The 25,167-nt window shown below is 35.0% G+C and carries 27 protein-coding genes and 1 pseudogene; 2 read left to right on the plus strand and 26 right to left on the minus strand.

All coding sequences use genetic code 11. From position 1 onward, the window contains the following. Positions 1-26: 26 nt before the first annotated feature. The 14 genes and pseudogenes from SJY30_RS16460 to SJY30_RS16525 form a co-directional block, all read right to left on the minus strand. Entirely contained in the window at positions 27-1,100 is a 1,074-nt protein-coding gene (locus tag SJY30_RS16460; protein WP_396633213.1) for a M20 family metallo-hydrolase, read from the minus strand. 1 nt (position 1,101) lies between these two features. Next, positions 1,102-1,881, minus strand: a complete 780-nt coding sequence (gene argB, locus SJY30_RS16465; RefSeq protein ID WP_396633214.1) for an acetylglutamate kinase — start codon at positions 1,879-1,881, stop codon at positions 1,102-1,104. Positions 1,882-2,042: 161 nt separating this feature from the next. Continuing rightward, positions 2,043-2,984, minus strand: coding sequence for an acetylornithine carbamoyltransferase (locus tag SJY30_RS16470; RefSeq protein WP_396633215.1), 942 nt, complete (start codon positions 2,982-2,984; stop codon positions 2,043-2,045). After that, positions 2,981-3,748, minus strand: coding sequence for a glutamate 5-kinase (gene proB / locus SJY30_RS16475; protein WP_396633216.1), 768 nt, complete (start codon positions 3,746-3,748; stop codon positions 2,981-2,983). Before proB ends, SJY30_RS16470 begins: the two co-directional genes overlap by 4 nt. A 118-nt stretch (positions 3,749-3,866) precedes the next feature. Beyond that, on the minus strand, positions 3,867-5,063 hold the full coding sequence (locus SJY30_RS16480) for a glutamate-5-semialdehyde dehydrogenase (RefSeq protein ID WP_396633217.1): 1,197 nt from the start codon (positions 5,061-5,063) through the stop codon (positions 3,867-3,869). Further along, positions 5,060-6,184 carry an aspartate aminotransferase family protein gene (locus SJY30_RS16485; RefSeq protein WP_396633218.1) on the minus strand — a complete coding sequence of 375 codons (1,125 nt, stop codon included), beginning with the start codon at positions 6,182-6,184 and terminating at the stop codon, positions 5,060-5,062. The genes SJY30_RS16480 and SJY30_RS16485 overlap by 4 nt, the downstream gene beginning before the upstream one ends. A gap of 48 nt (positions 6,185-6,232) precedes the next feature. Beyond that, positions 6,233-7,027: a pyrroline-5-carboxylate reductase gene (gene proC / locus SJY30_RS16490; protein ID WP_036156888.1), complete on the minus strand. Its 795-nt coding sequence runs from the start codon at positions 7,025-7,027 to the stop codon at positions 6,233-6,235. Between the two features lie 202 nt (positions 7,028-7,229). Further along, the gene (gene argC / locus SJY30_RS16495) at positions 7,230-8,204 is read right to left on the minus strand and encodes an N-acetyl-gamma-glutamyl-phosphate reductase (protein WP_396633219.1); all 975 of its coding nucleotides are present in this window, start codon (positions 8,202-8,204) and stop codon (positions 7,230-7,232) included. Between the two features lie 223 nt (positions 8,205-8,427). Then, positions 8,428-9,615, minus strand: coding sequence for an argininosuccinate synthase (gene argG / locus SJY30_RS16500; protein ID WP_396633220.1), 1,188 nt, complete (start codon positions 9,613-9,615; stop codon positions 8,428-8,430). 214 nt (positions 9,616-9,829) lie between these two features. Further along, entirely contained in the window at positions 9,830-10,444 is a 615-nt protein-coding gene (locus SJY30_RS16505; RefSeq protein WP_396633221.1) for a GNAT family N-acetyltransferase, read from the minus strand. Positions 10,445-10,681: 237 nt separating this feature from the next. Next, positions 10,682-12,001, minus strand: coding sequence for a glycosyltransferase 87 family protein (locus SJY30_RS16510; protein ID WP_396633222.1), 1,320 nt, complete (start codon positions 11,999-12,001; stop codon positions 10,682-10,684). Between the two features lie 79 nt (positions 12,002-12,080). Beyond that, complete coding sequence (gene speB / locus SJY30_RS16515) at positions 12,081-12,863, minus strand: agmatinase (RefSeq protein WP_396633223.1); 783 nt, start codon at positions 12,861-12,863, stop codon at positions 12,081-12,083. A gap of 27 nt (positions 12,864-12,890) precedes the next feature. Continuing rightward, positions 12,891-13,269: pseudogene (locus SJY30_RS16520) on the minus strand (nuclear transport factor 2 family protein). Positions 13,270-13,278: 9 nt separating this feature from the next. Further along, entirely contained in the window at positions 13,279-13,824 is a 546-nt protein-coding gene (locus SJY30_RS16525) for a hypothetical protein (RefSeq protein ID WP_396633224.1), read from the minus strand. Positions 13,825-13,998: 174 nt separating this feature from the next. Between SJY30_RS16525 and SJY30_RS16530 the strand changes: the two genes are divergently transcribed. Both SJY30_RS16530 and SJY30_RS16535 read left to right on the plus strand, forming a co-directional pair. Next, positions 13,999-14,667, plus strand: a complete 669-nt coding sequence (locus tag SJY30_RS16530) for a class I SAM-dependent methyltransferase (RefSeq protein WP_396633225.1) — start codon at positions 13,999-14,001, stop codon at positions 14,665-14,667. Positions 14,668-14,745: 78 nt separating this feature from the next. Beyond that, positions 14,746-15,162, plus strand: coding sequence for a hypothetical protein (locus SJY30_RS16535; RefSeq protein WP_396633226.1), 417 nt, complete (start codon positions 14,746-14,748; stop codon positions 15,160-15,162). A gap of 92 nt (positions 15,163-15,254) precedes the next feature. Here SJY30_RS16535 and SJY30_RS16540 read toward each other — a convergent pair whose 3' ends face one another. The 12 genes from SJY30_RS16540 to SJY30_RS16595 form a co-directional block, all read right to left on the minus strand. Further along, a complete protein-coding gene (locus SJY30_RS16540; RefSeq protein WP_036156861.1) occupies positions 15,255-15,470 on the minus strand; it encodes a hypothetical protein in 216 nt (71 codons plus the stop codon). 8 nt (positions 15,471-15,478) lie between these two features. Then, on the minus strand, positions 15,479-16,093 hold the full coding sequence (locus SJY30_RS16545) for a hypothetical protein (RefSeq protein WP_396633227.1): 615 nt from the start codon (positions 16,091-16,093) through the stop codon (positions 15,479-15,481). Next, positions 16,083-17,138, minus strand: a complete 1,056-nt coding sequence (locus SJY30_RS16550) for a YHYH protein (protein WP_396633228.1) — start codon at positions 17,136-17,138, stop codon at positions 16,083-16,085. The genes SJY30_RS16545 and SJY30_RS16550 overlap by 11 nt, the downstream gene beginning before the upstream one ends. A 161-nt stretch (positions 17,139-17,299) precedes the next feature. Beyond that, complete coding sequence (locus SJY30_RS16555; protein ID WP_396633229.1) at positions 17,300-18,160, minus strand: SDR family oxidoreductase; 861 nt, start codon at positions 18,158-18,160, stop codon at positions 17,300-17,302. A 48-nt stretch (positions 18,161-18,208) separates the two neighbouring features. Next, positions 18,209-18,760, minus strand: coding sequence for a TetR/AcrR family transcriptional regulator (locus SJY30_RS16560; protein ID WP_396633230.1), 552 nt, complete (start codon positions 18,758-18,760; stop codon positions 18,209-18,211). Between the two features lie 304 nt (positions 18,761-19,064). Beyond that, entirely contained in the window at positions 19,065-19,256 is a 192-nt protein-coding gene (locus tag SJY30_RS16565; protein WP_396633231.1) for a hypothetical protein, read from the minus strand. 190 nt (positions 19,257-19,446) lie between these two features. Then, positions 19,447-20,751 carry an amidohydrolase family protein gene (locus tag SJY30_RS16570; protein WP_396633232.1) on the minus strand — a complete coding sequence of 435 codons (1,305 nt, stop codon included), beginning with the start codon at positions 20,749-20,751 and terminating at the stop codon, positions 19,447-19,449. A gap of 253 nt (positions 20,752-21,004) precedes the next feature. Then, entirely contained in the window at positions 21,005-21,481 is a 477-nt protein-coding gene (locus tag SJY30_RS16575) for a cupin domain-containing protein (protein WP_396633233.1), read from the minus strand. A 180-nt stretch (positions 21,482-21,661) separates the two neighbouring features. Next, positions 21,662-22,183: a hypothetical protein gene (locus tag SJY30_RS16580; protein ID WP_396633234.1), complete on the minus strand. Its 522-nt coding sequence runs from the start codon at positions 22,181-22,183 to the stop codon at positions 21,662-21,664. 221 nt (positions 22,184-22,404) lie between these two features. After that, positions 22,405-22,827 carry a hypothetical protein gene (locus tag SJY30_RS16585; protein ID WP_396633235.1) on the minus strand — a complete coding sequence of 141 codons (423 nt, stop codon included), beginning with the start codon at positions 22,825-22,827 and terminating at the stop codon, positions 22,405-22,407. A gap of 207 nt (positions 22,828-23,034) precedes the next feature. Continuing rightward, complete coding sequence (locus SJY30_RS16590; RefSeq protein ID WP_396633236.1) at positions 23,035-23,496, minus strand: hypothetical protein; 462 nt, start codon at positions 23,494-23,496, stop codon at positions 23,035-23,037. A gap of 186 nt (positions 23,497-23,682) precedes the next feature. Next, entirely contained in the window at positions 23,683-25,167 is a 1,485-nt protein-coding gene (locus SJY30_RS16595; protein ID WP_036156848.1) for a cellulose synthase family protein, read from the minus strand.

Below are 25,167 nucleotides of genomic sequence, written 5' to 3' on the forward strand. Positions count from 1 at the left end.
CAATGCTTATTGGTAATTGGTTATTGTTAATTGTTATTTGAAAGGAAGCCTTTTAATATTTTAATATACAAATCTATTCCTTCTTCAATTTCATGAACATAGATAAATTCATTGGCAGAGTGAGAGCGAGTGCTGTCACCAGGCCCTAGTTTCAGTGACTGGCAACTTAATGCTGCTTGGTCAGAGAGTGTAGGTGATCCATAAGTTGTTCTGCCTAATGCAATCCCCGATTTTACTAACGGATGATTTTTATCTATTTTCGATGAATTCAGGCGTAAAGATCGCTCCTTTAATTCGCATGGCGCATCCTTCTTCAGTAAATCTGCAATTTCTTTGTTGCTATAAGCGTCATTTACACGAACATCGATCACCAAATCAACCTGAGCTGGTACCACATTGTGTTGTGATCCTGCGTTAATTTGAGTGACGGTCATTTTTACATCTCCCAAGGCTTCAGAAGTTTTCTCAAATTTAAAGTTCTTAAACCATTCTAATGCTTTGATAGAATTATAGATGGAATTATTATCATTGGGATGTGCAGCGTGTGACGGAGTGCCCTTTACCACGGCATCAAAAACGACCAAACCTTTTTCTGCAATAGCAAGTAACATTAGTGTAGGTTCGCCAACAATAGCAACATCTATATGTGGAAGTTTTGGCAATAACCCACGTAAACTATTTTCACCTGCATTTTCTTCTTCTGCAGAAGCGACCATAAGAATATTATGGTTGAGATTTTCATCATTGTAATAGTTTACGAAAGTTGCTAATAGGGATACCAATGGACCTCCAGCATCATTACTACCTAACCCAAATAATTTTCCATCTTCAATGTGGGGCAAAAAAGGGTCTTTAGTATACGCTTTATTAGGTTTAACCGTATCGTGATGCGAGTTTAAAAGTAAGGTTGGTTTAGCATCGTCCCAAAATTTATTCTTCGCAATTACGTTGTTGAGATCTCTTTCTGTAGGGATATCGTATTTAGCCAACCAAGCTTGTATAGCATCAGCAGTTTTGTCTTCTTCCATAGAAAAAGACTCTATGGAAATAAGTTCCTTTAATAAAGATATGGCACTTTCTGTAAGTTCTATTTGGTTCATCTTATAGTTGTATTGTCGTGAACAGTTCTGTTTTTGTATCTAGCATCGTAACATCACCCAAGCATACTTTTGCTACGTTATTGTTTAATGCATGAAAGCAATTATGAAGTTTTGGTAGCATTCCGTCCGCAATGATACCGTCAGATAAGAGCTTTTGATAGGTGTTGGAATCAATATGTTTAACAACACTGTTTTCATCGGCAATATCCATTAAAACCCCTTTTTTCTCAAAGCAATAATACAAGGTTGTTTCATAGGTAGATGCCATACCAATTGCAATTTCAGAAGCAATAGTATCTGCATTGGTATTCAGTAATTGCCCGGCTCCGTCATGCGATAACGCACAGAAAATTGGAGTTAAATCGACAGATAAAAGTTTGGTCAGTAAACCTGAATTTACTCCATCAATATCACCAACAAATCCATAATCAATTTCCTTAACGGGGCGTTTATGTGCCTGTATGCTATCACCATCTGCACCACTTAAGCCAATAGCGTTCGTATTTTTTGCTTGTAATTGAGCAACGATTTTCTTGTTTGCCAATCCGCCATAAACCATGGTAATAATATCTACGGTTTTCGCATCGGTAATACGCCTGCCATCTATCATTTTAGACTCAATGCCTAGTTTTGTAGCTAGTTGAGTAGCCAATTTACCACCGCCGTGCACTAATATTTTTAATCCTTCAATTTTGGAAAATGCAGTAAGAAAGATATCTAAGGCTTTTTCATCTTCAATGACATTACCACCAATTTTTACAACACTTAGTTTACTTTTCATAGTCGGCAAATTTAAACATGAGAACCATGGCGATAATAAGAATAATGTTGCTAACAGGACCCATGTACGTTTTCCAATGCGCGGTGCTGTGGTCAATATCTGCCATATTCACGACAAATAAGATTAGGGCAAATAAAGCGATGCCTATGTAAATCCACTTATTAATTTTCATTGCTTTCCAATATTTTTTTTAGCACCAATTGTGCTGCGTATGTTCTGTTATTCGCTTGTTCTATGACCAATGATTGCTCACTATCTAAAACTTCATCGGCAACCACTACATTTCTACGTACCGGCAGGCAATGCATAAATTTAGCTTTCCCTAATTTCTTAAGGGTCATTTGCCAATTAGAATCTTGAGATTTTATTTGACCATAGTCATTATAACTGCTCCAGTTTTTTACATATACGAAATCGGCGTTTTCTAGCGCCTTTTCTTGGTCATATTCAATCTTAGAATCTTTGGTGATATTGGAGTCCAATTCATAACCTTTGGGGTGGGTGATCACAAATTCAGCATTTTGCTTTTGCATCATTTGTATAAATGAATTAGCTACCGCGTGTGGTAAAGCTCTAGGGTGTGGTGCCCATGACAAAACTACCTTTGGGTTGTTCTTAAAGTTATGTTCTTCTAAAGTAATGGCATCGGTTAGTGCCTGTAACGGGTGCCCAACAGAACTTTCCATATTTACGATAGGTACGGATGCGTATGTTTTAAATCCGTTCAAAACTTCCTCGGCTTCGTCCAATTCTTTATCTTTCAAACCTGCAAAAGCACGGATGGCAATGATATCGCAATATTGAGAAATTACCTGTGCAGCTTCTTTAATATGCTCAGAAGTACCTTGGTCCATAACAGTACCATTGGCATATTCTAAAGCCCAACCTTCGCTACCAAAGTTCATGACAATGACTTCCATGCCGAGATTCATCGCTGCTTTTTGAGTGCTTAAACGCGTACGAAGTGAGTTGTTGAAAAATAGTAAACCTATAGTTTTATCACTTCCAAGAGCTTTATGTTTTTTAGGTTGCTCTTTTAGGGCAATGGCTTCTTTTACCCAGGTAGATAAAGAATCGATATCGTTTATAGAAAGGTAATTCATGATGCTTTAATTTTTGTAAATGTGCTGTTGTTATCAATGGCGTCAGTAATGAAATGATCTTTTAAACCATTGGTTATCCAAGTTTCTATACCTGCTTTTTGGGCAATGGTTGCTGCATCTAGTTTAGATTGCATACCTCCTGTGCCATGGGTAGATTTAGATTCGCCAATTTCTTTTAATAGGGTATTTAGATCGGATACTGTTTCAATGGTTTTTGGAGTAGAAGTCGATAAGGAAGACTTCGTATATATTCCATCAGTATTAGTTGCGATAATTAGAATGTCCGCAGATAAAAGAGAAGCTGTTAATCCGGCTAATTTATCGTTATCACCAAACTTAATTTCATCTGTTGCTACCGTGTCGTTTTCATTAATGATAGGGATGAAATTATTAGCGACCAGAACGTTTATCGTGTTTTTAATATTCACTCTGGTTTGTTCCTTTTCAAAATCGGAATAAGACAATAAGCACTGAGAAGTAAAAAGACCTAATTCTCTGAAATTCTCTTGAAAAATACGCATAAGATGAGGCTGACCAATAGATGCGAGCGCTTGCTTAACGTTAATTTCTTCACCGTTATGTTCAATCTTAACGAATTGCTTAGCTGCCGCAATAGCACCAGAACTTACAATTATGAATTCATATTGGTCTTTTAAAGCTGCTATTTGCCTACCAATATCTTCGATTTTACCGCGAGAGATATAGTCAGTATCCTTGGTTAAGGTATTGGAACCTAATTTCAATAAAATTCTCTTTTTCAACATGCTAATTCTTATTTTATCAGGATAAATTTTATTTTTCCTAACTCCTTTTTTCAGGTCTCGACTGCGCTCGACCGGACACAATAATTATTCGTTATACGAACAACGAACAACCAATCACCTATCTTACTTGTCCATTTCCTTTAACGTACCATTTATTGGTAACCAAATGCTGCAAGCCAATAGGACCGCGTTGGTGTAATTTGTCAGTACTTATAGCTAGTTCACCACCTAATCCAAATTGTCCGCCATCAGTAAAACGGGTAGATGCATTATGGTATACTGCAGCCGTGTCAACTGATTGCATAAAAATATCTGCCTCTTCTTCGTCTTTTGTGATGATAGCAGCAGAATGTCCACCACCGTAAGTGTTGATCAATTGTATAGCTTCTTCAACATCAGGTACTTGCCCAATGACAATTTTATAATCTAAAAATTCTTCATACCAGACCAAATCATTTTCCATTTGAGAAGTACCATCCATACCAGCTAGTTTGGCATCGGTCAATATTTCTACATTATGCTTCTTTAAGGTTTGTATCAAGTGACTTAAAAATTCAGCCTTACGAGGTAAATCTCTTGATATAATCACTTTATCAACAGCATTACAAGCCGATATTTTAGTCGTCTTTGCGTTTACAATAACATCAAGTGCCAATTGCAAATCTGCATCTTGAGAAACATATACAAAGTTGTTTCCTCTTCCGCTAACAATTACTGGGCACTTAGCGTGTTGTTTTACAAAAGCGATTAATTTTTCACCACCACGTGGAACAATCAAATCTAGTTTTTGAGTCGGGTTTTCTAAAAACTGTTGTGTTTCTACTCTAGAGTAATTTAGATAGGTCACCCAATCTGTAGCACAGTCGCAAGATTCTAATGCTTTATGCCAAAGGTTGACCAGAACTAAGTTTGAGTTTAGCGACTCTTTTCCTCCTTTTAATAAAATTTTGTTTCCAGATTTAAAAGCAATTCCTGCAGCTTCAATGGTCACGTCCGGTCTAGATTCATAAATGATCATAATAGTACCGAAGGGAGCCGTTTTATTACTGATTTCTAAACCGTTGTCATGCGTAAATTGAAAACGTTCTACATGCAAAGGGTCAGGTAGGGAAGCTAACTTTTTTAAGGAAGAAACCATTTCTGCTACCTTGTCCTTATTTACCTTTAAGCGATCGATCATGGCAATGTCGCCTGATTCAAAAGAATTTAAATCTTTCTCATTGGCAGACATTAAAATAGATTCCTCTTGTTGCACCAATTCTACCATACGTTTTAATACGGCATTTCTTTTTTCTAAACTAAGTGTTGTTTTCATGATAATACAGTCTTAAGAGCTGTGAAGAACACGTCTAAATCTTGTTTTGTAATATTTAAAGCAGGTAAAATTCTTAGTACCGTTTTATCTTTTGCTCCACCAGTAAACAAGTGTTGTTCGTGGATTAATTTTTTGCGTAAATCGGCAACTTGAAAATCGAATTCCAATCCTAACATTAATCCTCTTCCTTTTACTCGTTTTACTTGCGGAATTTCTTTTGCCTTTTCATTAAAGTACATGCCCAGCTCTTGCGCGTTGGTTATCAAGTTTTCTTTTTCAATAACTTCAAGTACAGCCAAAGTAGCTACACATGCCAGGTGGTTTCCGCCAAAAGTGGTTCCTAACATTCCGTATTTTGCTTTAATGTTCTCATGAATTAGAACACCGCCAACAGGAAATCCATTACCCATTCCTTTTGCAATGCTAATGATATCTGGTTTTATATTGTGATGTTGAAATCCGAAGAATTTACCACTTCTACCAAAGCCACATTGCACTTCGTCGGCAATTAATAGCGCATCATTTTCTTTACATAGCGCTGCTACTTTTTGTAAAAATTCGGTAGTTGGTTCATCTAATCCGCCTACACCTTGTATAGATTCTATGATTACCGCACAGACATTCTTTGAAATTTCCCGTTCAAAACCTTTAATGTCGTTCAGGTCAAGAAAGACAACTTCGTGTTGCTGATTTAATTCGGCATTTATAGATGGATTGTCTGTTGCCGCTACTGCAGCAGAAGTTCGTCCATGAAAACCATTATTAAAGGCGATAACTTTAGATTTACCAGTAGCGAAAGAAGCCATTTTAAGCGCATTCTCATTTGCCTCGGCACCAGAATTACATAAAAATAAGTTGTAATCTTCGCAACCAGAAACTACACCTAGTTTTTCAGCAAGTTCTACTTGAAGCGGGTTTTGTACCGCATTACTATAAAATCCTATTTTATCTAATTGATCTTTAAGGCGCTTCACATAATGTGGGTGCGAATGTCCTATGGATATTACGGCATGCCCACCGTAATAGTCTAAATAGTCTTGACCTTTGTCATCGGTCACCACAATACCTTTTGCGGAAACAGGAGTAACATTATATAGTGGGTAAACGTCGAATAATTTCATAATTCAATAGCATCAATTTTAATAGTGAATTGGTTTTGTTGGCTGGTGTTACTTCGTTTTAAATTCAGTAATCTTATCGTAAGAGGCAATTATACCTTGTATTAAAGAAGAGCTTAAACCTTGGTGTTCCATTTCATTTAGCCCCGTTATGGTACAGCCCATTGGTGTTGTTACCCGATCTATTTCTTCTTCAGGGTGATTGCCAGAATCTATTAATAAGCTTGCAGCACCATTACAGGTATGCATGGCTAGTTCTTGAGCCTCTTTAGCATCAAAACCTAATTGTATGGCGCCTTGGGTGGTGGCACGAATTAAACGCATCCAAAATGCTACACCGCTTGCGCAAATAACTGTTGCAGCTTGCATTTGACTTTCAGGTATTTCCATAGAATGCCCCATTCTGTTGAAAATTGCTTTTGTAAGATCTATACGTTTTTTCCCTTTTTCATTGCTACAAATACAGGTCATAGATTTACCAACTGAGATTGCGGTATTTGGCATACTTCTAACAATGTAATTGTCCTTACCAATAACTGCTTCTATTTTTTCGATCCCAAAACCTGTTATCGTAGATATTATCACATGATTTTCGGTCAATAAATCTTTTACACTTTCTAAGATTGCAGCAAAATGAACGGGCTGTACCGCAAATATTAGAATGTCTGAATTTTGTACCGCCAAGCGATTATCGTTTGTAACGGTAACCTTGTCAAATTTTTCAAAATCAGCAATAGATTTGATGTCTCTTTTAGTAAGGTACATACTAGTGGCACCATTACTTTTTAGAATTCCGTTTGCTATAGAAAGTCCTAAATTACCTGCACCTATAATCGCTATTTTCATGTTTTTTGTATTAAGTAATGAGTACAAAGTATTAAGTGAAAAGTATATTCTAATTTATTAGTACTTAGTATGCTCTGCTTATAATTCAACTATATTATTTTAATCTTGATTTCTTTAAATAGATTTTTAAAATTCCATTAACCATCAACTGTATTTCTATTTCTCACCATCTACTATGTTAGGTAACTGAGCGTAGCCGAAGTTAAAAGACACCTGCCTTTAGGTTCAAACCTAGATTTTCTTCTAGACCAAAAATTAAATTCATATTCTGTACCGCTTGTCCAGATGCACCTTTTAGGAGGTTGTCAATTGCTGAGGTAATCAATAAAATATCATCGTGTTTGTGTAAATGAATATGGCATTGATTGGTATTTACCACCTGTTTTAGGTTGATAGGTTCATCAGAAATTTGGGTAAACATGGCATCCTTATAATATTCTTGATAGATTTTTTTGGCATCTTCTAAACTGCCTTCAAATTTGGTATAAGAAGTCGCTAAAATTCCACGAGTGAAATTCCCTCTATTTGGCATAAAAAATAGGTTGCCCGTATTCTCTTGTAGGGAGTGTAAACTCTCATTTATTTCACCCAAATGTTGATGGGTAAAAGGCTTGTACCAGCTTACGTTATTATTTCTCCATGAAAAATGAGAAGTTGCAGACGGACTAACACCTGCTCCTGTACTGCCGGTTACAGCATTTATATGTACTTCATTTTCTAATAAGTTTGCCTTCGCCAATGGCAGCAACGCTAGTTGAATAGCAGTAGCAAAACAACCGGGGTTGGCAATGTATTTTGCGTTCTCTATGTTGCTTTTGTTCAATTCAGGTAACCCGTATACAAATTGTTTTCCATCAAAATCGGAATCGGCATGCAATCTGAAATCATTGCTTAAATCAATGATTACTGTTTTCGAAGAAAAATCATGTGCCTTTAAGAATGCGGTAGAGTTTCCATGACCTAGACATAGAAAAACAACATCTATAGCAAGGTTGACTTCTCCTGTAAATTCTAGGTCAGTAGTCCCTAGCAAATCCGGATGCGCGGTGGTTACTTTTTTTCCAGCCCTTGTAGTACTGAAAACAAAATCTATCTCCGTTGCGGGATGATTTAATAAGATGCGAATAAGTTCCCCACCCGTATAACCAGAACCACCAATAATACCTGCTTTAATCATAATTTTATTTTGTGTAAAGAGTATCAAGTATCAAGTAATAAGTATTAAGTACGAAGTACTTGAATAACACTTTTAATCATTTTACTTAATACTTTGTACTCATTACTTAATACTATTTTTTCTCCTAACTCCTAACTCCTAACTCCTAACTCCTAACTCCTAACTCCTAACTCCTAACTCCTAACTCCTAACTCCTAACTCTTAACTCCTAACTCCTAACTATTTATTTATCCCCATTAACATGGTTATATATCTTTCCTGAATTAGAAAGTATTTTTATAAAGCCTTTAGCATCATCTGCAGTCCAACCTTTATTTACTTCACCGTATTTACCGAAAGCATCTGTCATTAAATCGTGTTCAGAAGAAATACCGTGTAGTCTAAACTGAAAAGGATATAAGCCAACAAAAACATCTCCTGAAACCGTTTTTTGAGTGTCGGTCAAAAAGGTTTCTATATTTCTCATGACAGGATCAAGGTAATTACCTTCATGCAATAACATTCCGTAGAAATTACCTTGTTGTTCTTTTTGGTATTGTTGCCATTTTGTAAGCGTATGCTTTTCAAGTAAATGGTGTGCTTTTATGATGATTAATGAAGCAGGAGCCTCGAAACCAACTCTTCCCTTAGTGCCTATAATAGTATCGCCTACATGAATATCTCTACCAATAGCGTACTTTGAAGCTAATGCCTCAAGTTTTTCAATATTAGCAACGGGAGAATCTTTTTCTCCATCAATAGCAACTAGCTCTCCTTTTTCGAAAGTCAGTTTTACGTCCGTAGGGTTCTTTTCTTGTAACTGGCTTGGGTATGCAGTATCAGGTAATGCTTTTTCAGAAGTCAAAGTTTCTTCGCCACCAACAGATGTTCCCCAAAGTCCTCTGTTAATAGAGTATTTAGCTTTTTCCCAAGGGTAATCTACTCCGTTTTCTTTTAGGTATGCAATCTCTTCTTCTCTTGCTAATTTATTATCTCTAATAGGAGTGATGATCTCGATTTCTGGAGCAATGATTTGAAAAATCATATCGAAACGAACTTGGTCATTTCCAGCTCCTGTACTACCGTGAGCGATGTAACCTGCACCTACTTTTTTAGCATAGTTAACAATTTCGATTGCCTGTACAATACGTTCAGCACTTACAGAAAGCGGGTAGGTATTGTTTTTTAGTACATTACCAAAAATAAGATACTTTACTACTTTGTCATAAAAAGTCTGTACGGCATCTATTGAGGTATATGATGTTGCCCCTAATTCAATCGCTTTTTTCTCGATTTCTTTTATTTCATCCGAAGAAAATCCGCCAGTGTTTACACTTACTGCATGAACTTCAAACCCTTTGTCTTTTGATAAATGTTTAGCGCAATAAGATGTATCTAATCCTCCGCTGTATGCTAGTACTAATTTTTTCATTGTAATATGTTCAAATCCGGTGATGCCGGGTAATTATTGTTTTAGTTTGATAGAGCTAGAAAAGAGAGGTTAGAAAAAAGACAATAGAAAAAAGATTTTATAAATCAGCTATTTCACTACTCTCAATATTTATTTTTTAACTTCTATACTCTATACTCTATACTCTATACTCTATACTCTATACTCTATACTCTATACTCTATACTCTATACTCTTATTTCTTTTTCAGAAACAAACTCTCTTTAATACTTTTTAACCTAGTAAATGCCTTACCGTTCATTTCTTTTGACTCTTCGGTTTTTTTCTTGGTAGCGCCATCATAAAGCATACCTGTGCATAAGCACATTTTTTGCTCTGTTCTAGTAAGAATATCAAAGTTTTTGCAGGTTTGACAACCTTTCCAGAATTCTGGGTCATCTGTCAATTCAGAAAATGTAACCGGTTTGTAACCAAGGTCATTATTAATTTTCATAACAGCCAAACCGGTGGTGATCCCAAATATTTTAGCATCAGGAAATTTCTCTCTACTAAGGTCGAAAATCTTAGCTTTTATTTTCTTAGCTAGCCCCCGACCTCTATAGTCTGGGTGTACTATGAGTCCGGAGTTGGCCACAAATTTCTCATGTCCCCAAATTTCAATATAGCAGAAGCCAGCAAACTTATCTCCGTCCAATGCAAGAACAGCATTGCCGTTAGCTAGTTTTTTCTGAATATAATCAGGGGTACGTTTTGCAATACCGGTACCACGTACTTTAGCGGAGTCGGCTATGGTGTCGCAAATATCCTGAGCGTATTTAAAATGTGATTCATTAGCAACAATTAAGTTCATTGCCAGTTAGATTTATAAAGTGTAAAAAAAGTTTTGATTTGTTGTGCGGAAATGGACTCACCTAATTCCATAATTATATCTTACCCTTACGGGCGACGGCGGCGAGCTATGAACGGACGCGTAAGAGCAGGAATGCTCTCGTTGCTATTTAATATGTAGTTGTTTTCGTTCATTACGGGGTAAATGTACAAATTATATTCATTTGACATCACGCATCGTATAATTTTTACAAAAACTTCACTTTTTGTTATTATGTGCAACAATTTCATAAACAATGTAGCCGTACACTGAAATATACTCAATGGCAAGAAGCCAAAGGTTTTCTTTGAAATCTGCCTGAGAATAGGCGAAGTAGCTCAGTACAATGGCTGCAGACCAAATGATGGCATATCTGTAGGTTATAAAAATAGAAAGCAGCACCAGAAAAATAACGTACCATGGGTGTACGGTAGTAGATATAAAATAGTAGATGGTCAATACCCACATCATAGACCAGAGCACTCTGTTTAAATCATACCTTTTTGGTAAAAATGTAAATAGACCAACAGTGGCTATGGTAAACAACGGTGTAATTTTACCGTATTCCTTAATAAATTCCCACGGCTTTGCATCAAAATTTATGGCAGTTTTTTTAGCGATGTTATAGATGCTTGCATTGAATTCAAAATTAGAAAACCACAGTTTTATAGTTTTAGAATAGTTATCTATAAATTCTGGGGTATTAAATGGAAGAAAAAGTACAATAGATGTTATGCCAATGATAGCGTAGAAAACGATGCTTTTTTTCCATCCTAAGTACTTAAGGAAAAGCGGTAAAAATAATAGGGGTACGAGCTTTATTGAAATAGAACAAGCTATAACTACACCTGCAGTTTTCCATTTATCTATAGATAATAAAAATAGGGCTAGAATAAAGAAAAACAGCATTACCCCTTCAAAATGGAGATTGCCTGTTAGTTCTACAATAACCAAGGGATTTAAGAAGTACCAGAATATTAAATGCGGAGATCTGTTCAGGTTTTTTAGCAGTTTTCTACCAAAATAGAATACACCTATGTCTGCAAGAATAATAATGGCACGCATGGCAAATAAAGAGCCGAAAATACTTTTGCCGCCAACAAATGCCGCAATAGCAAAAATAAGCTGGTTCAAAGGTGGGTAATTGCTATAATGCCGCGCACTTAAACTGCCCATGCCCTCATATAGAATATTGGCATTTGGTATCATAGATACCATGTTTTCCATTAGCTGATCTGGTGTGTGTAAATAGGGGTTGGTGCCGCTAGAGACCAAATGACCGTCCCAAATGAACCTATAAAAATCTTGAGAAAGATTGGGTTCTATAAATAGAAAAATTAATCTAAATATAATTCCAATACCTAATAAGAACCTGAAATTCAGTTTTTCAAACTGTATCAATTTAAAACAGAAAAAGAAAAGTGCTACAAAAAGAGAGAGCAATTTTATAAAATCGGTTCGATCTAAATGATAGGCGAAGGTGTAGTAAAATACAAAACTTAATACTGCCAATATCAAGGAAACTTTGTGGAGTTTCATGTAATTTTTAAAGGTAATCGGCATTAGGGGTCTAGGTTTAGTAACAGGTCAATTTACTGGTTTTTATTGAAAAATGATTTTAATTGCCCATCAATTTTCCTAAAAGTTCTTTCATCATTTTTGCGGCCAAGTAAGCGGTCATGTCATGAAAGTCTCTATCAGGGTTGTATTCTACAATATCAGCACCTACTACTTCGGTATCTATACTATGAATTAAGTCTAAAACTTGTCGTGATGAGAGTCCGCCAGGCTCGTGATGAGAAACTCCAGGTGCAAAAGCAGGATCAAAGCCATCCATATCTAAAGAAATGTAAAGAGGATTATTGAATTTAGGTATCGCGTTTAAATCTAAATTCCGCATTTCATGAACATCAACATCGTATTTTTTTGCTTGATTTGCCTGATGCGGATTTAAAGTGCGAATACCGACTTGCACCAATTTTACAGCAAAACCGTTTTCCATAATCCGTGCAAAAGGGCATGCGTGAGAATAAGGGTCCCCTTCGTATTCATGATACAGATCTGCATGCGCATCAATATGTAAGATATCTAGTTTTGGGTAGTATTCGTTAAAAGCCTTGATAATGGGGAAAGTGACAGAATGGTCTCCGCCTAAAGAAAGTAGTTTAGAACCAGCATCTATGTTGTTTTTGGTGATGGTCTCAATATCAAAATACTCATTAATGGTAAAATCACCCTTGTCCGTAATGGCATCGTTTTCTATGGATACCCCAAGTTCTGTATACAAGTTCATTGAATCGCTGTATAATGCTTTTCTAATGAGGTAAGGAGCTTTCGCCGGACCTTGTTGAAAAGATGATTTGGCATCCCAATTAATTCCTTGAATAACAATATCTTTCATAATAACGTTTTAGGCTTTTATATTAAATTAATACATGGTATTCGGGTTCTTGGATTTCTTGGGAATTTGCTGAATAGCATCCCAATGTTCGCATATTTTTCCTTCTGCATCAAACCTAAAGAAATCCATAGTCACGTATTGATCATTTCCTGGCCAAGTTTGGTGCGTGTGCAGTGAAACTAAATCGCCTTCTTCAATACAGCGTACAAATTCAATAGATTTTTTCTGGATATTCTGCCTGCATACGTTCAAAATAATCAATAAAACCTTGTGTGCCATTGGCAACGTCTGGGTTGTGTTGAATATATTCACTGCCTACATATTTCTCTATGGCTGATTTTGGATTACCCAAGTATGCTGTTCTGTAAAATGCTATGGCATTTTCTTTGTTTTTCTGTATATCCATACTTAAAATTTAGTCCTCAAAGATTTCAGTGATTGCAAGTTTTGATTTTTTAAACTCATTGGGCAAGTCAATAAAAGCTTCAATGGTGAAGCTAAATTTGCTGTTTCCTTCAAAAATCCAATAATTGCCTTCTAATTTACCGTTTTCGCTTGCGGTATGCTCTCTTGGAATGTTATTAATAGAATATTGTTTCTTTTCATTATTATACCAGATACCCAAGGCACGCAAATCATCTTCGTCAGTGTAATTAAAAGAAATGCGTGGTGCTATGGCTCCTTCCTTATTTTCAATTGTCACATTTTTATTGGTGAAATTTTCTAACTCTTTAGCCCACGGCAGTTTGTTTTCTTTGCGATTTGCTAATTGCTCCCATTGTGCCAAGATAAGAGGTGTGTCTTTTTCGGCTTGGATTATGGTAAAAAGGTTTTCCTGAACAATCTCTATTTTGTGTTTTTCAGGATAAATGGTCACAGTGGTTTTGTCTGAAGCAATTCTGCTGTTTTCAATACCAAAGAACGAACCTAAAAGAAAAAATATGATTTTTATTTGTTCCATGTAATTGAATTTTTATGTTAGTGAAAATACATTTTTTATATGTTAACTTTTTAATGAGTCGCATTTGTTGTTTTTTTAAGCCCCATGCAATACATAAGGAGGCTAATAATCGTCTCTGGTGATTTTACTTTATATTACTACATACAGATAAAAGTTCACGTTTTTAGATAATAAATGAAGGGTAAACAAAAAAAATCAAGAAGTAAAAAACCATGGCCAACAAAAGATGCTATGCAACAAGTCTATGAAAAAAACTTGTGGGGTAGTGGCGGTGAAGATTTTTATTCTGGTGAAGGTTCGCATAAACCAGAAATTGTAAAACCTTATGTAGAGAAATTAATTGCTTTTTTAAGTTCATTTGAAAAACCAATTTCAGTATGTGATTTAGGTTGCGGGGATTTTAATGTGGGAAAAGAATTGGTGGACCACGCCAAGAATTTTATTGCGGTGGATATTGTTCCAGAATTAATTGAACGTAACAAAGAAAAATATAAAGCTCCTAATTTGGAATTTCTATGTCTAGATGTAGCTAAAGACACATTGCCCAATACAGATTGTGCTATTCTTCGGCAAGTCTTGCAGCATATCTCTAATAATGAGGTAAAGCAAGTTGCGGCTAAGCTTGTTGATTACAAGTATGTAATAGTAACAGAACATCTTCCTAATAAAGATTTTATACCTAATGTAGATATTATCTCAGGTCAAGGTACTCGTTTAAAAAAACAAAGTGGCATCAATCTTTTGTTGGCACCATTTAATTTGAAAGTTGTAGCGCAGCGCGAGCTTTTAAAAGTCGTAGATGAACATGGTATTATTGTAACTGTAATATATAAGATGCATTGATTTATTAATCCTGATAAATATCATAGTATTGATCTACGTTGTTGTCTAGCTTTGGTGGTATCATAAAAACAAACGTAGATGAGCAAAGTAGAGATAAATCAAGGAGAGATAAAAGTAAAATTTAATGAACCAACTTCTGGTAAATTGTCTTTTGAACAATTAGGTATTTCTAGTGAAGGAGCCTCTTTGGAAGGCGGATTGCTTCGTTTGGTTATTGATTTAGAAGGTATTGGTGAGCACGATTATTATCAAGTGCCAACTTTAGAGTTGTTTTACGAAGAAAATATGTCAGAAACACATTGGGTGTGTGAATTTAACGGAAAAACCATTCTTGATAAATTAGACCATTACGGTCATTCAACCATTTTATTGTTGAACAGAAAGGTGTTGAGTGAGTTAGAGCAACATCATGAAAATGTATTGATAGTTCATGCAGAATTTCCGCAACCAGCTAAATTGAATTTGAAAGAATCTTCTATTCGTCTATTCAAATAAAGAAGTTTATATTTTTAAAAAGGGTAGCGAAAGGTTTGTTGGTTTTATAGTGGTAGTTCAACGTAAACAGACCCGTTAGATTGTTGTTTAGTTTACAGGTCATTTTCGCTATCCTTCTTTTTTACAGTTTCTTGTTTCATATATCCAAGAGCCCAAATAAGAATTCCGGTCCAAAAAAACAGTTGATTATATTGGGTGATTTCAGGTATGGGATCTTCTCCAAAAACTCCCATTTCCATAAATTGAAATATAAGACCGATTATAACGATTACTAAAGCGATATAAACTGCTGTATTCGGTTTTTTCATACAATATTTTATTTTCTGGAAACAAAAAGTAAAAAACCACCAATTATTAAAGTAATCAGAAAGGGTAAATACTTCAAGGGTGTATTATCTCTTTTGTCTATTGGCGCTTCCCATTTTCCTTCTTTTAAAGTAAGGTTTAGTTCGTGTTGATTATCGCGCTGTAGAGTAAATTTTTCTTTCGGAAATCTATCCAATAAAAATACAACAACAGATTGGCTGTTGTATAGGTCTTTAAACAACTCATTTTTTAAGTAGATGTGGTTTATTTCTTCAGGTAAACCAATTAGCTCTGAAACAATCTTGGTCTCATGACCTAAGAACACTTGTGAATTTTTGAATTGAAGAGTAATATTTTCGTTTAGAACAATAGCGAATCTAGACTCAAAAAGTTGAAGGACTAAATCTTGAAATTCTTCTGGAGATGCATAGGCACCTTCCCCGTTTACATAATTTACCTCTTGTTGAAAAGCCGTTAAAGAGCTGTTTAATTGTATAACAATTTGCCCATTTTCCGTTTTCGAAATAATTATACTCGAAAAATCTGGATTATGGGCAAAAAGCACATTGCTTACCAAGAGAAAAACAGTAAGAAAAAGTGGTAAAACAAGTTTTTTACATAGCATAAACACCACGTAAACCGTCAATGAAATTGTTGCTTCCAGCCTTGTCTACATGGTAATGGTAACCTCTAATTTCGTCGTAGTGACCTCTAAATTCATCTAAGTCCGTAGCTTCGTTACCATCGGCATCCGTATTGGCATAAATTGGATATCCGTCCATGGCATAGCCGATCATTGGAGCGTGATTATCTTCTTGCGCTATTTTTTTAGAAACACCTGTTGCCGCATGGTAGTGATAACCTTCGTGTAAATTAATATGTCCGCCAGCATCATCAAAAGGAGCAATAGTGTAAGCCGCTAAGATATTATCTACAGGTGCAGGTGCGTTGAAAACAACACCGTTAAAAGCTAAACCTCTATTGGAAGGTCCCATGCCTTCTCCGCCTGGTGGTGGTCCTTTAGGTCTTTCTCCATCTTTTGGGCGTTCAGGTCTTTCATGGCCATCTTCACCGTCGTTTGGAGGTCCTGATCTAAAAGCATATCCTTCAGGTGCTTTTTTAGGAGTAACCGGTATATAATACGTATGCGTCATACCAGTGATGTAAGATGGTAAGCATTCTACACAATAGTTTTTATATTCTTCGCCAACATTTGGGTCTGCGGCATCATTACATTCTGCCTTGGTCTTTGTTTTAGTGATTTCACCCGTGGTATTATCATAAAGCATCCAAGTATCATCATTAAAAAGTGTTCCTGAATTTTTAATGAACTCACCATCAATATCGTAGATTTCCCCTTCTACTGCCCAAACACCACCTTTAGAGGCATCATCAGAAATATTATCTGGACACCATGGTCCCATTTCATGCTCTGAAGGTGTGCCAGAAGTGACAATTTTGTAACAATTAGCGGTAGAACCATCAGACATTTCTTTACTAACAATAGATATGGGTTCAACTAGACCGCCAGGAAGAAAATTTTCTTTATTGACCGAAATGGTGACTTCTGTATTTGTTTCCGTATTAGATTTTGACTTTGTGTCTTTACACGCCATAAAAATGAATACTAATACAGGTATCGCTAAAATCTTAAAATGATTTTTTATCATAATGTTCTTTTTATGGTTACTACGTTAAAGTTAAAGACTATTAAGCTTTTAGGCTTTTATATATTGACTAATTTGAAAGAAAATCAACTGATTTAACATATCAATAGCACATACTATCTTATAGTATAATGTAATTTAAATAAGATATACTGAAAGTCTTTTTATAAAAAAGACTCCTTGATCTGCTGTACTAATTTTTTTCCATCTGGATCAGCTTGTGTTTTTAATTTGCAAAACTCTTCTGCCCATTTAGATGTACGAATACGTAAAGGAGGTTGTTCGTTTTGTGCTAAGTTAAGGGCAACAGTGGCTACCTCTAAACCGGTTTGGTAAACCTGTTCTTCGCTTTCTTTTGCCCTTTTTTGATTTCCGGCCATATATCTTTCAAAAATAGGAAGGTATTCACCCGTTGCAAACTCACCATCTACTGCGGTTTTATCAATGGCGGAAGTCATAAACTCAGTGGATATTCCCCCAGGTTCCACACAAGTAAATTTAATATTGAAAGCATCTCCAACATACGTGGCAAGACCTTCCATAAAACCTTCAACGGCAAATTTGGCACCACAATACAATTCGTTAAACGGCTGGCCTACCAATCCACCAACGGAAGTAATGGATATGATTTGTCCGGATTTTTGTTTTCTCATATATGGCAAAACCGCTTGTGTACAGAACACTACACCTAAGTAGTTGACATCTGTTACCCATCTTATTTCAGCCTCTGTAGTTTGTTCTGTGGTTTTTGCAAATCCGGCACCTGCATTGTTAAAAAGAATATCTATTCTGCCATCTTTTTCTATAATAGCTTTAACAGCAGTGGTTATCGATTCAATTTTAGTGACATCTAATTCAAGAATTTCAATATCTAAATTATCTTCAGCAATACGTTTCTTAAGTTCAACCGCCTTTTTAAGATTACGCATAGTAGCATATACCTTAAAGTTATTTTTTGCGAATAAAATGGCACTTTCAAAACCTACGCCTGTTGATGTTCCTGTGATTAATACATTTTTTTTCATAGTTATTTTTTTCGGAGTGAATGTTCATTCCAGTTAATTGATAAATTTTTATGCTTTTATTCCGTCCCAAACCAATTCTATTTGGTTTTTAAGGGAAGATTTTTTGATTTCAGTTTGATTAAAATACCATCTTAAATAGGATAAAACGGCACCGCCAATAAACATGAGCAACTCATCTACTGCAATGGTTTTTATAATGCGTTGTTGTTTACCGGTTATCAATAATTCTTTTACTGGCTCAATGGCTTTTGAACCTTCTGTTCGTATTTCTTCAGTTATAATAGGGGAGGCCTGTAATTGCTCCATAAACATGAAATTACTGGGATTTTGAACAAAAAAGTCGATTATAGCCGTGAAATAGTACTCAAATTGGGTTTTAATCGGTTTGTTTATATCAAATTCCAAAAAGATTTCTTTTTCTTTATTCTTGATGCTGATGTAAATTTCATTGATGAGAATATCTTTATTTGGAAAGTAATTATAAATCGTTCCCATACCAGTACCGGCAGCTTTGGCAATTGCGGACATAGGTGTATTATGTACTCCTTTTTCAGTAAGCAATTTAAGAGCGGATGCTAATATGGATTCTTTCTTGTTCATGAAATAAAGATATACAATTTGGAATGAATGTTCCAAATTATACCTCATATTGTGGAGTTATCTCATTTAAGATGATATCATGTTAGAAATTTTGTGGTTAACTGCACTGGTTTTTTTTAGTTCTGTTTGTTTTCGATTTTTGTTCGTGTTCTAGTTCTACAATAATTAAATATAAACGCTTGTTCTTATTTTTTTATGTAATTAGTGAGAGTCTATTGAAGCAATAATGATGTACGAGTAAAGTATTCATGCAGATTATTGGCAAGACCTTTTCTGCTAATAATTTCAATTCAATAAAGGTGTATTATTTAGATTCTTTTTCTGATTTTTTCAGTTTGAAATAAGCAGAAAACGAAGAAATGGTAAAGGACATAAAAACCAAAGTCATTACCCAGTCAATTTCACTAGAACTAGTAAGTAGATAGGCTAATATATAGTAAAGAAAGCCTATGCCAGTTAACAATCCGGATATCAAAAATAAAATTTTCTTGTTCATACGCTTGGTTTTGGTGGTTTATGCAAGGGCTGATCTTTAATGTTTGGTAACGGCTTCTGTCATGGTTAAAACTGAAACGAAGTAGCGATTGAATTACATTTAAGTATTAGCCATAACAAAAGATTTAATTAGCAAACCCAGTATTTGTTATAGCCTGTGTCAGTATTCGTTTTTATGGGTAAAATAAATCTCAATTAGTTTTATTAACGTAAGTTTTTCCATCTTTCATCACAAACATTAAATTATTTATCGTGTTGATGAAGTCATTCTTGATATCACCTTTTACGGCTATGATGTCAGCATTTGCTTTGGGACGTATATAACCGATATTATTTTCTTTATTTAATTGAACTGCCGAAATATAAGTACTGGATTGTAAAATATCTAATGGCTTCATTCCCGCCTCAAAATAATAGGTAAACATATCTTTTGAAGATTTTCCTCTTGTTGTATTAATATCGGTATAATTATCTGAACCTGATACTATAGTAACGCCCGTTTTAATAGACTTGCTTAACCTTTGCTCCATTTTGGTCATGTAGTTATTAATCCAATCCAATTCACTTTCATCATAGCCTGCTAGTTTAGCGTACCGGTTCATGTACCATTTACTATTTTCTGTAGGTACTAAGAAAACTTCTTTTTCAGCCATTTTAATTAATGTGCTATCAGCCAAATTAAACCCATGTTCTATGCCATCTACTCCAGCTTCAATAGCATTTAAAGCAGATTGGTTGGTCACGCAATGGGCTGTGACCGTCAAATTATATGAATGAGCGGTCTTAACTATAGATTTCATTTCTTCTACGGTCAAGAAAGTTTTGTTTGGAAGATTGTCAGCACAAATTTTAATCAAATCTACATTTTGGTTCACGTGTTCATTAACGGCATATTTAGCATCTTCTACACTTTTTATGGTTCTATACTCTAAATCAATAATGTTTTGGTGTTCTGGTAATACACCATAAATCTGCCCACCTTGTGCGCTTAAGATAGGTCCTGAAGCAAATATGCGCGGACCATCTATAGTACCTTCGTTTATAGCATCACGTAGTGCAACATCTAAATATAATCCTGAGTTTCCTAAGTCCTTAATACTGGTTATACCTTCATATAAATAGCTTTGAGCCCTTTTTGAGCCACGGAGCACTCTCAATGCATCGCTTTCCATAGTAAGGCATTGAACACTGTGTTTTGCAAAATCTTCGTTGGCATCTTGAGAGAAAAGCACATGGGTATGCGCATCTATTAATCCTGGGAGAACGGTATATTGTGTTAAATCTATTACAGGACTATTAAGAGGTAAAGATTCAAATTCACCAATAGAAATAATTTTAGTTCCTTGAATTTGTATTAGTTTGTTTTTAACTAGCTTATTATTCTTACTGTCGTATAAAAAACCAGCTTTTATATACGTGTTCTCTTTTTGTTGTCCTATTATTTTGACTTGAAAGGAGATAAATAGAAGGGCAAAAAGTATAACTGATTTGTACATGCTTTTTTATCGTTTAAATCTATAACAAAGGTTTAGCTATGAAACAGTGCGGGGAAAACCAGTGTTTACTTTACGCCCCACTCATAGCAACATCTTTTTTTATGAGTTGAAAACCAAATCCAAGAGATTTTACTGACTTCATAAAAATACGCAAAGCGCTCGGTTATAAGCAATACTCAAATAGTTTATAGATACAGTACGCCTTGGTGTTTATGATTAATGTTTCGTGTTTAAATGTACTAATCTTAATGATTCAATTATTTTTTAGCTTTTCCGCCACTTCGTCATAATACTCTTGGGTTACTACTTCGGTCCAAGTAGTTGGTTGCCCGCCACCATATAAAGCTAAATACGTTACATCATTGTTCTTGGTAGAAGAATGCCAATGTTCAATACCTTTTTCACATTTTATGATGTCTCCTTCTTTTAAGATTATAGCCTCGTTTCCTCTCTCCTGATAATATGCCTCACCTTCAACTATTATCAGTACTTGTGCAGAGCTGTGTTTATGCCAATCTAGGGTTGAGTTAGCTTTAAAGGTGGCTTTTGTAATATTATAGCCCAATTCTTGGTCATCGTGGATAATGGCATTTAAGCAAGCCTTTCCAATATAATGAGTGTTTGGTGCTTTGGTGCCTTCTGTCAGATAAGAGGAAACATCATATTCAGCATCTTGGGAAAATATGGATACCGAGAATAAAAATAGGAGAAAGAAAAGCGTATTTTTCATTTGATGTCATTATTTCTGTGCTTACTTATTACGCACAATTACTCTTTAAAGGTATTCAAAAAACGCTCAAGTATATAGTTTTGTCTCGGTGGAGAGCCAGAGCTTTTTGTTTTGTAATTATTTATTCTTTCTTAATTGCCAAATCTTTTGGGTTTGGCAGACTTAGTAAACATACCTAAGTCATTCAATAGTGAGCTTTTTGCGCTGTTTGATATAGCCCGTATTAGAAACAGTTTTTATATCTCTTTTTATTAATTTGTCAATTCGTCTTTTATTTTCCTGTTGTAGTAATGAAGGATATAAATTCATTAAAATATTTGGAATCATCATTGTCAATCCAAATACCAAGCTTAGAGTAATACTTTTATAGATAGCGAAAACTGCCACAAAAACAAATCCGATTAAATGGCTTATTTCAGAAAGCGTCATTTCATTTCGTATCTCAATCAAATCAACTTTTTTGCTTTCTAGCTTGATTTTTTGATTGAAAAATTTGAAAAAAGTGTTTTTTACAATCCACTTAAAATATCCGATCCCGATATTTTTATTAGTAGCCTTATTTTTAATAAAATTCAGATTTCCTAGTTTATCGTAGAATTCTGTTTTCTTTAGAATGCCATTAACAATCATTCCTACTATCCAAGAGATAAATGATATTAATATTCCAAATGTGAATCCTAATATTAAGTGCTTGGTTATCATAGCTTTTAAAATGTAGCAGCGTCTAAGCTAAAGCTGATGGTTTTGTTTTTTCTTTTATTTGTCCAAAGAGAAATCTCAAAGATTTTACAACTATATAAACCTGCCTGCCGGCAGGTATACACAGACCTTTTGGTTTTACCCTAAAGTCTTCATTACGTTTATACCTTATTACCAAATGTATTTTATGTCATAGTTAGCATTCATTAAAGGCAGGAATATATCTATACTATATTAGAATGCTGTTTACTTAATGCTTTTAATTCCTTTATCTGGTCTGCAAACAAGTATATAAAACTAGCCATCCAAGCTATATAACCAATACCAACATAAACCTCCATATTTTTACCTCCAGCATTTTCGGGGAGTTCTCTAATTCCAATCGCAAACAATCCTAAAACTATTGCCGTGCCAGACAATTTAATTTGAGTTTTCAAATTCAGTTTTGTAGCTAGTAAGCTAAATAAGTACAAAAAATTCGATACCCAAGACAGACTTATAAATAGGCTACCTCCTAATATACCTACCCAGCCTAAAAATAATCCCATAATACCTAATAGTAACCCTCCATTAAAAAAAATTGGCAATACCATTGAAATTAGATAAATTATTAAAGATGGATGTATTTCTTTATTTGCTATTTTCATATGTTTAGTAACGGTCGAGTATATGAAAATTAGCGCTGAAAAAGTACACCATCCATTCGGTTGAACTCAAGCTGAATTTTTAATTTTTTCTATTTATCTTTCTTTTCTCAAATAGCCAAATTTAAAAATTTGGCGACATCGAAAAAGTACCCAAGCCTTTGTGTTTAGCAATGCTTGCGCATTTTTTATATACATTGTTGTAAAACGTTATTTTTTCAAATCTAAATAGTAAACCTTTGCTGACTCTTCAATTTCTTCATCAATATTTCCGTCGTACTTGAAGCTGTGAGTTCGCCATTCATTATCAGGCTTATAGAATTGAAATGTGAAACGAATAGGTTGTCGGTCATATTTTACCAAATAGCTCATTAAAATGAAACTATCCGATAGTCTTTTCTCCACAATTAATTCGTATCCATAATATTTGCCAACATAATCCTCATTTAAGGTTCCTAGTTGTTGTTTTAATTTTGTAATTGCATCTGTTGCTCGGTTCATCCATTTATTATTCGAGTAAAGATTATCTAATGCTTTCGACTCTCCATCATTTTGATATTCCGTAAAAAAATTAGATACTATTTCTTCAGGTGTGTTTTGTCCAATACTTATAAAAGAAATAGACAGTAAAATTATTGTTACGTATACCTTAATTGATTTTGCGTTTCTCATATTTTGTTTTAATATTTTATAACAATAGTATAAAGTAACAAGTGACTTTATACGCTATTTAAGAAGAATAAGATAACAAGTAAGCTTATTCCTATTTTAGGCGTAAGTTAAACAAACTAGAAGAATTGAAATAAAAAAAGGGATAGCCATTGGTTATCCCTTTTTAATATTTTGTTTAAAGCTGATTTAAGCTCTTGAGGTCAATGATTTAAAGAATACAAACCCAAAGCCCAAGAACAACATAAAATGAAACGGAAACAACCCAAAATCATTCAATGGTATTGCGCTGTACATACCAAACATGAAATAAACCATTAAGGCAAATTCCAAAATCATGTTAGGTGATAATTTTTTAGCTAGGTACTTATTGCCTTTCCAGCTTTGCTTTAAAGTACTGATGTTGAATTTTGGTGTACGTACAAATTCACTTCGTTTACCCATATGTCCTTCTAATACGGCAATGGTATTGTGTAAAGAGAAACCTAATGCTACAGAGAAAAAGGTGAAGAAGATACGTATATAATCTACAAAGTTGTTAAAGCCGCTGCCTTGTATACTCTTATAGGTAAACCAATAGCACACGAATAAAATAATGGTACTAACGGTAAACAAACTTAAAAGAGAGAATACCCAGTCTAAATGACCATAGGTGTTTTTAATATAAAGCGATGGTATGCTTAATAAAGCAACTAAGAATACACATAAGAACATAGAACTGTTCAATAGGTGCATGACCCCATGAAACTTTGTTTTAAAAGGAATGTTTTTTGCGCTTACAACGCTCCAAACCGTTTTTCTAAAGTTCTCAGCACCACCTTTGTTCCAACGAAATTGTTGCGAACGAGCTGCACTTATTACTACAGGTAGTTCAGCGGGAGTCTCTACATTCTCCAAATACTTGAATTTCCAGTTTTTTAGTTGAGCACGGTAACTAAGATCTAAATCCTCGGTAAGCGTATCGCCTTCCCAATTACCGGCATCAAGAATACATTCTTTACGCCAAATACCTGCGGTACCGTTAAAGTTGATGAAGTGACCTTTACTGTTACGCCCAACCTGCTCTAAGGTAAAATGCGCATCAAGAGCAAATGCCTGTATTTTTGTTAGGGTAGAATAGTCGCGGTTCAAGTGTCCCCAACGGGTCTGCACCACACCAATTTCTTCATCTTTGAAATAGATAACTGTTTTCTTCAGCCAATCTGAAGCAGGTAAAAAATCCGCATCAAAAATGGCAATGAATTCACCCTTTGCTACTTCTAGTCCTTCTTTTAAGGCACCTGCCTTAAAACCAGAACGGTCTGTTCTTGTAATATGTTTAATATCTAAACCGGTCTCCTGTAATTTTGCAATACTAGCTGCAGTGGTTATTACGGTGTCGTCAGTAGAGTCGTCTAAAACCTGAATCTCTAATTTACTTTTAGGGTATTCTATTTTAGCGATGTTTTCCAATAAACGATCCATTACATATTCCTCGTTAAAAACAGGAAGTTGAATGGTTACGAACGGAATTTCCTTTGGGTCCAATAAATTAAACTTAGGAGCCGTTTGGTTTTGCCTTTTTTGGGATAAGTAATTGATTAACAGATTAAGCTGCGCCAAGCTATAAAAGAAGATCAACAGTAAAGAGATACTGTAGATGATGATGATAAGATATGCAAGAGCTAAAGCCAT

It is taken from the genome of Maribacter sp. R86514, from assembly GCF_044597005.1.
Lineage (GTDB): Bacteria > Bacteroidota > Bacteroidia > Flavobacteriales > Flavobacteriaceae > Maribacter.

Bases quoted from the DNA above. Each gene is read 5' to 3' on its own strand.
- SJY30_RS16460 (WP_396633213.1), bottom strand. From the start codon at position 1,100: ATGAACCAAATAGAACTTACAGAAAGTGCCATATCTTTATTAAAGGAA.
- argB (WP_396633214.1), bottom strand. From the start codon at position 1,881: ATGAAAAGTAAACTAAGTGTTGTAAAAATTGGTGGTAATGTCATTGAA.
- SJY30_RS16470 (WP_396633215.1), bottom strand. From the start codon at position 2,984: ATGAATTACCTTTCTATAAACGATATCGATTCTTTATCTACCTGGGTA.
- proB (WP_396633216.1), bottom strand. From the start codon at position 3,748: ATGTTGAAAAAGAGAATTTTATTGAAATTAGGTTCCAATACCTTAACC.
- SJY30_RS16480 (WP_396633217.1), bottom strand. From the start codon at position 5,063: ATGAAAACAACACTTAGTTTAGAAAAAAGAAATGCCGTATTAAAACGT.
- SJY30_RS16485 (WP_396633218.1), bottom strand. From the start codon at position 6,184: ATGAAATTATTCGACGTTTACCCACTATATAATGTTACTCCTGTTTCC.
- proC (WP_036156888.1), bottom strand. From the start codon at position 7,027: ATGAAAATAGCGATTATAGGTGCAGGTAATTTAGGACTTTCTATAGCA.
- argC (WP_396633219.1), bottom strand. From the start codon at position 8,204: ATGATTAAAGCAGGTATTATTGGTGGTTCTGGTTATACGGGTGGGGAA.
- argG (WP_396633220.1), bottom strand. From the start codon at position 9,615: ATGAAAAAATTAGTACTAGCATACAGCGGAGGATTAGATACATCTTAT.
- SJY30_RS16505 (WP_396633221.1), bottom strand. From the start codon at position 10,444: ATGAACTTAATTGTTGCTAATGAATCACATTTTAAATACGCTCAGGAT.
- SJY30_RS16510 (WP_396633222.1), bottom strand. From the start codon at position 12,001: ATGAAACTCCACAAAGTTTCCTTGATATTGGCAGTATTAAGTTTTGTA.
- speB (WP_396633223.1), bottom strand. From the start codon at position 12,863: ATGAAAGATATTGTTATTCAAGGAATTAATTGGGATGCCAAATCATCT.
- SJY30_RS16525 (WP_396633224.1), bottom strand. From the start codon at position 13,824: ATGGAACAAATAAAAATCATATTTTTTCTTTTAGGTTCGTTCTTTGGT.
- SJY30_RS16530 (WP_396633225.1), top strand. From the start codon at position 13,999: ATGAAGGGTAAACAAAAAAAATCAAGAAGTAAAAAACCATGGCCAACA.
- SJY30_RS16535 (WP_396633226.1), top strand. From the start codon at position 14,746: ATGAGCAAAGTAGAGATAAATCAAGGAGAGATAAAAGTAAAATTTAAT.
- SJY30_RS16540 (WP_036156861.1), bottom strand. From the start codon at position 15,470: ATGAAAAAACCGAATACAGCAGTTTATATCGCTTTAGTAATCGTTATA.
- SJY30_RS16545 (WP_396633227.1), bottom strand. From the start codon at position 16,093: ATGCTATGTAAAAAACTTGTTTTACCACTTTTTCTTACTGTTTTTCTC.
- SJY30_RS16550 (WP_396633228.1), bottom strand. From the start codon at position 17,138: ATGATAAAAAATCATTTTAAGATTTTAGCGATACCTGTATTAGTATTC.
- SJY30_RS16555 (WP_396633229.1), bottom strand. From the start codon at position 18,160: ATGAAAAAAAATGTATTAATCACAGGAACATCAACAGGCGTAGGTTTT.
- SJY30_RS16560 (WP_396633230.1), bottom strand. From the start codon at position 18,760: ATGAACAAGAAAGAATCCATATTAGCATCCGCTCTTAAATTGCTTACT.
- SJY30_RS16565 (WP_396633231.1), bottom strand. From the start codon at position 19,256: ATGAACAAGAAAATTTTATTTTTGATATCCGGATTGTTAACTGGCATA.
- SJY30_RS16570 (WP_396633232.1), bottom strand. From the start codon at position 20,751: ATGTACAAATCAGTTATACTTTTTGCCCTTCTATTTATCTCCTTTCAA.
- SJY30_RS16575 (WP_396633233.1), bottom strand. From the start codon at position 21,481: ATGAAAAATACGCTTTTCTTTCTCCTATTTTTATTCTCGGTATCCATA.
- SJY30_RS16580 (WP_396633234.1), bottom strand. From the start codon at position 22,183: ATGATAACCAAGCACTTAATATTAGGATTCACATTTGGAATATTAATA.
- SJY30_RS16585 (WP_396633235.1), bottom strand. From the start codon at position 22,827: ATGAAAATAGCAAATAAAGAAATACATCCATCTTTAATAATTTATCTA.
- SJY30_RS16590 (WP_396633236.1), bottom strand. From the start codon at position 23,496: ATGAGAAACGCAAAATCAATTAAGGTATACGTAACAATAATTTTACTG.
- SJY30_RS16595 (WP_036156848.1), bottom strand. From the start codon at position 25,167: ATGGCTTTAGCTCTTGCATATCTTATCATCATCATCTACAGTATCTCT.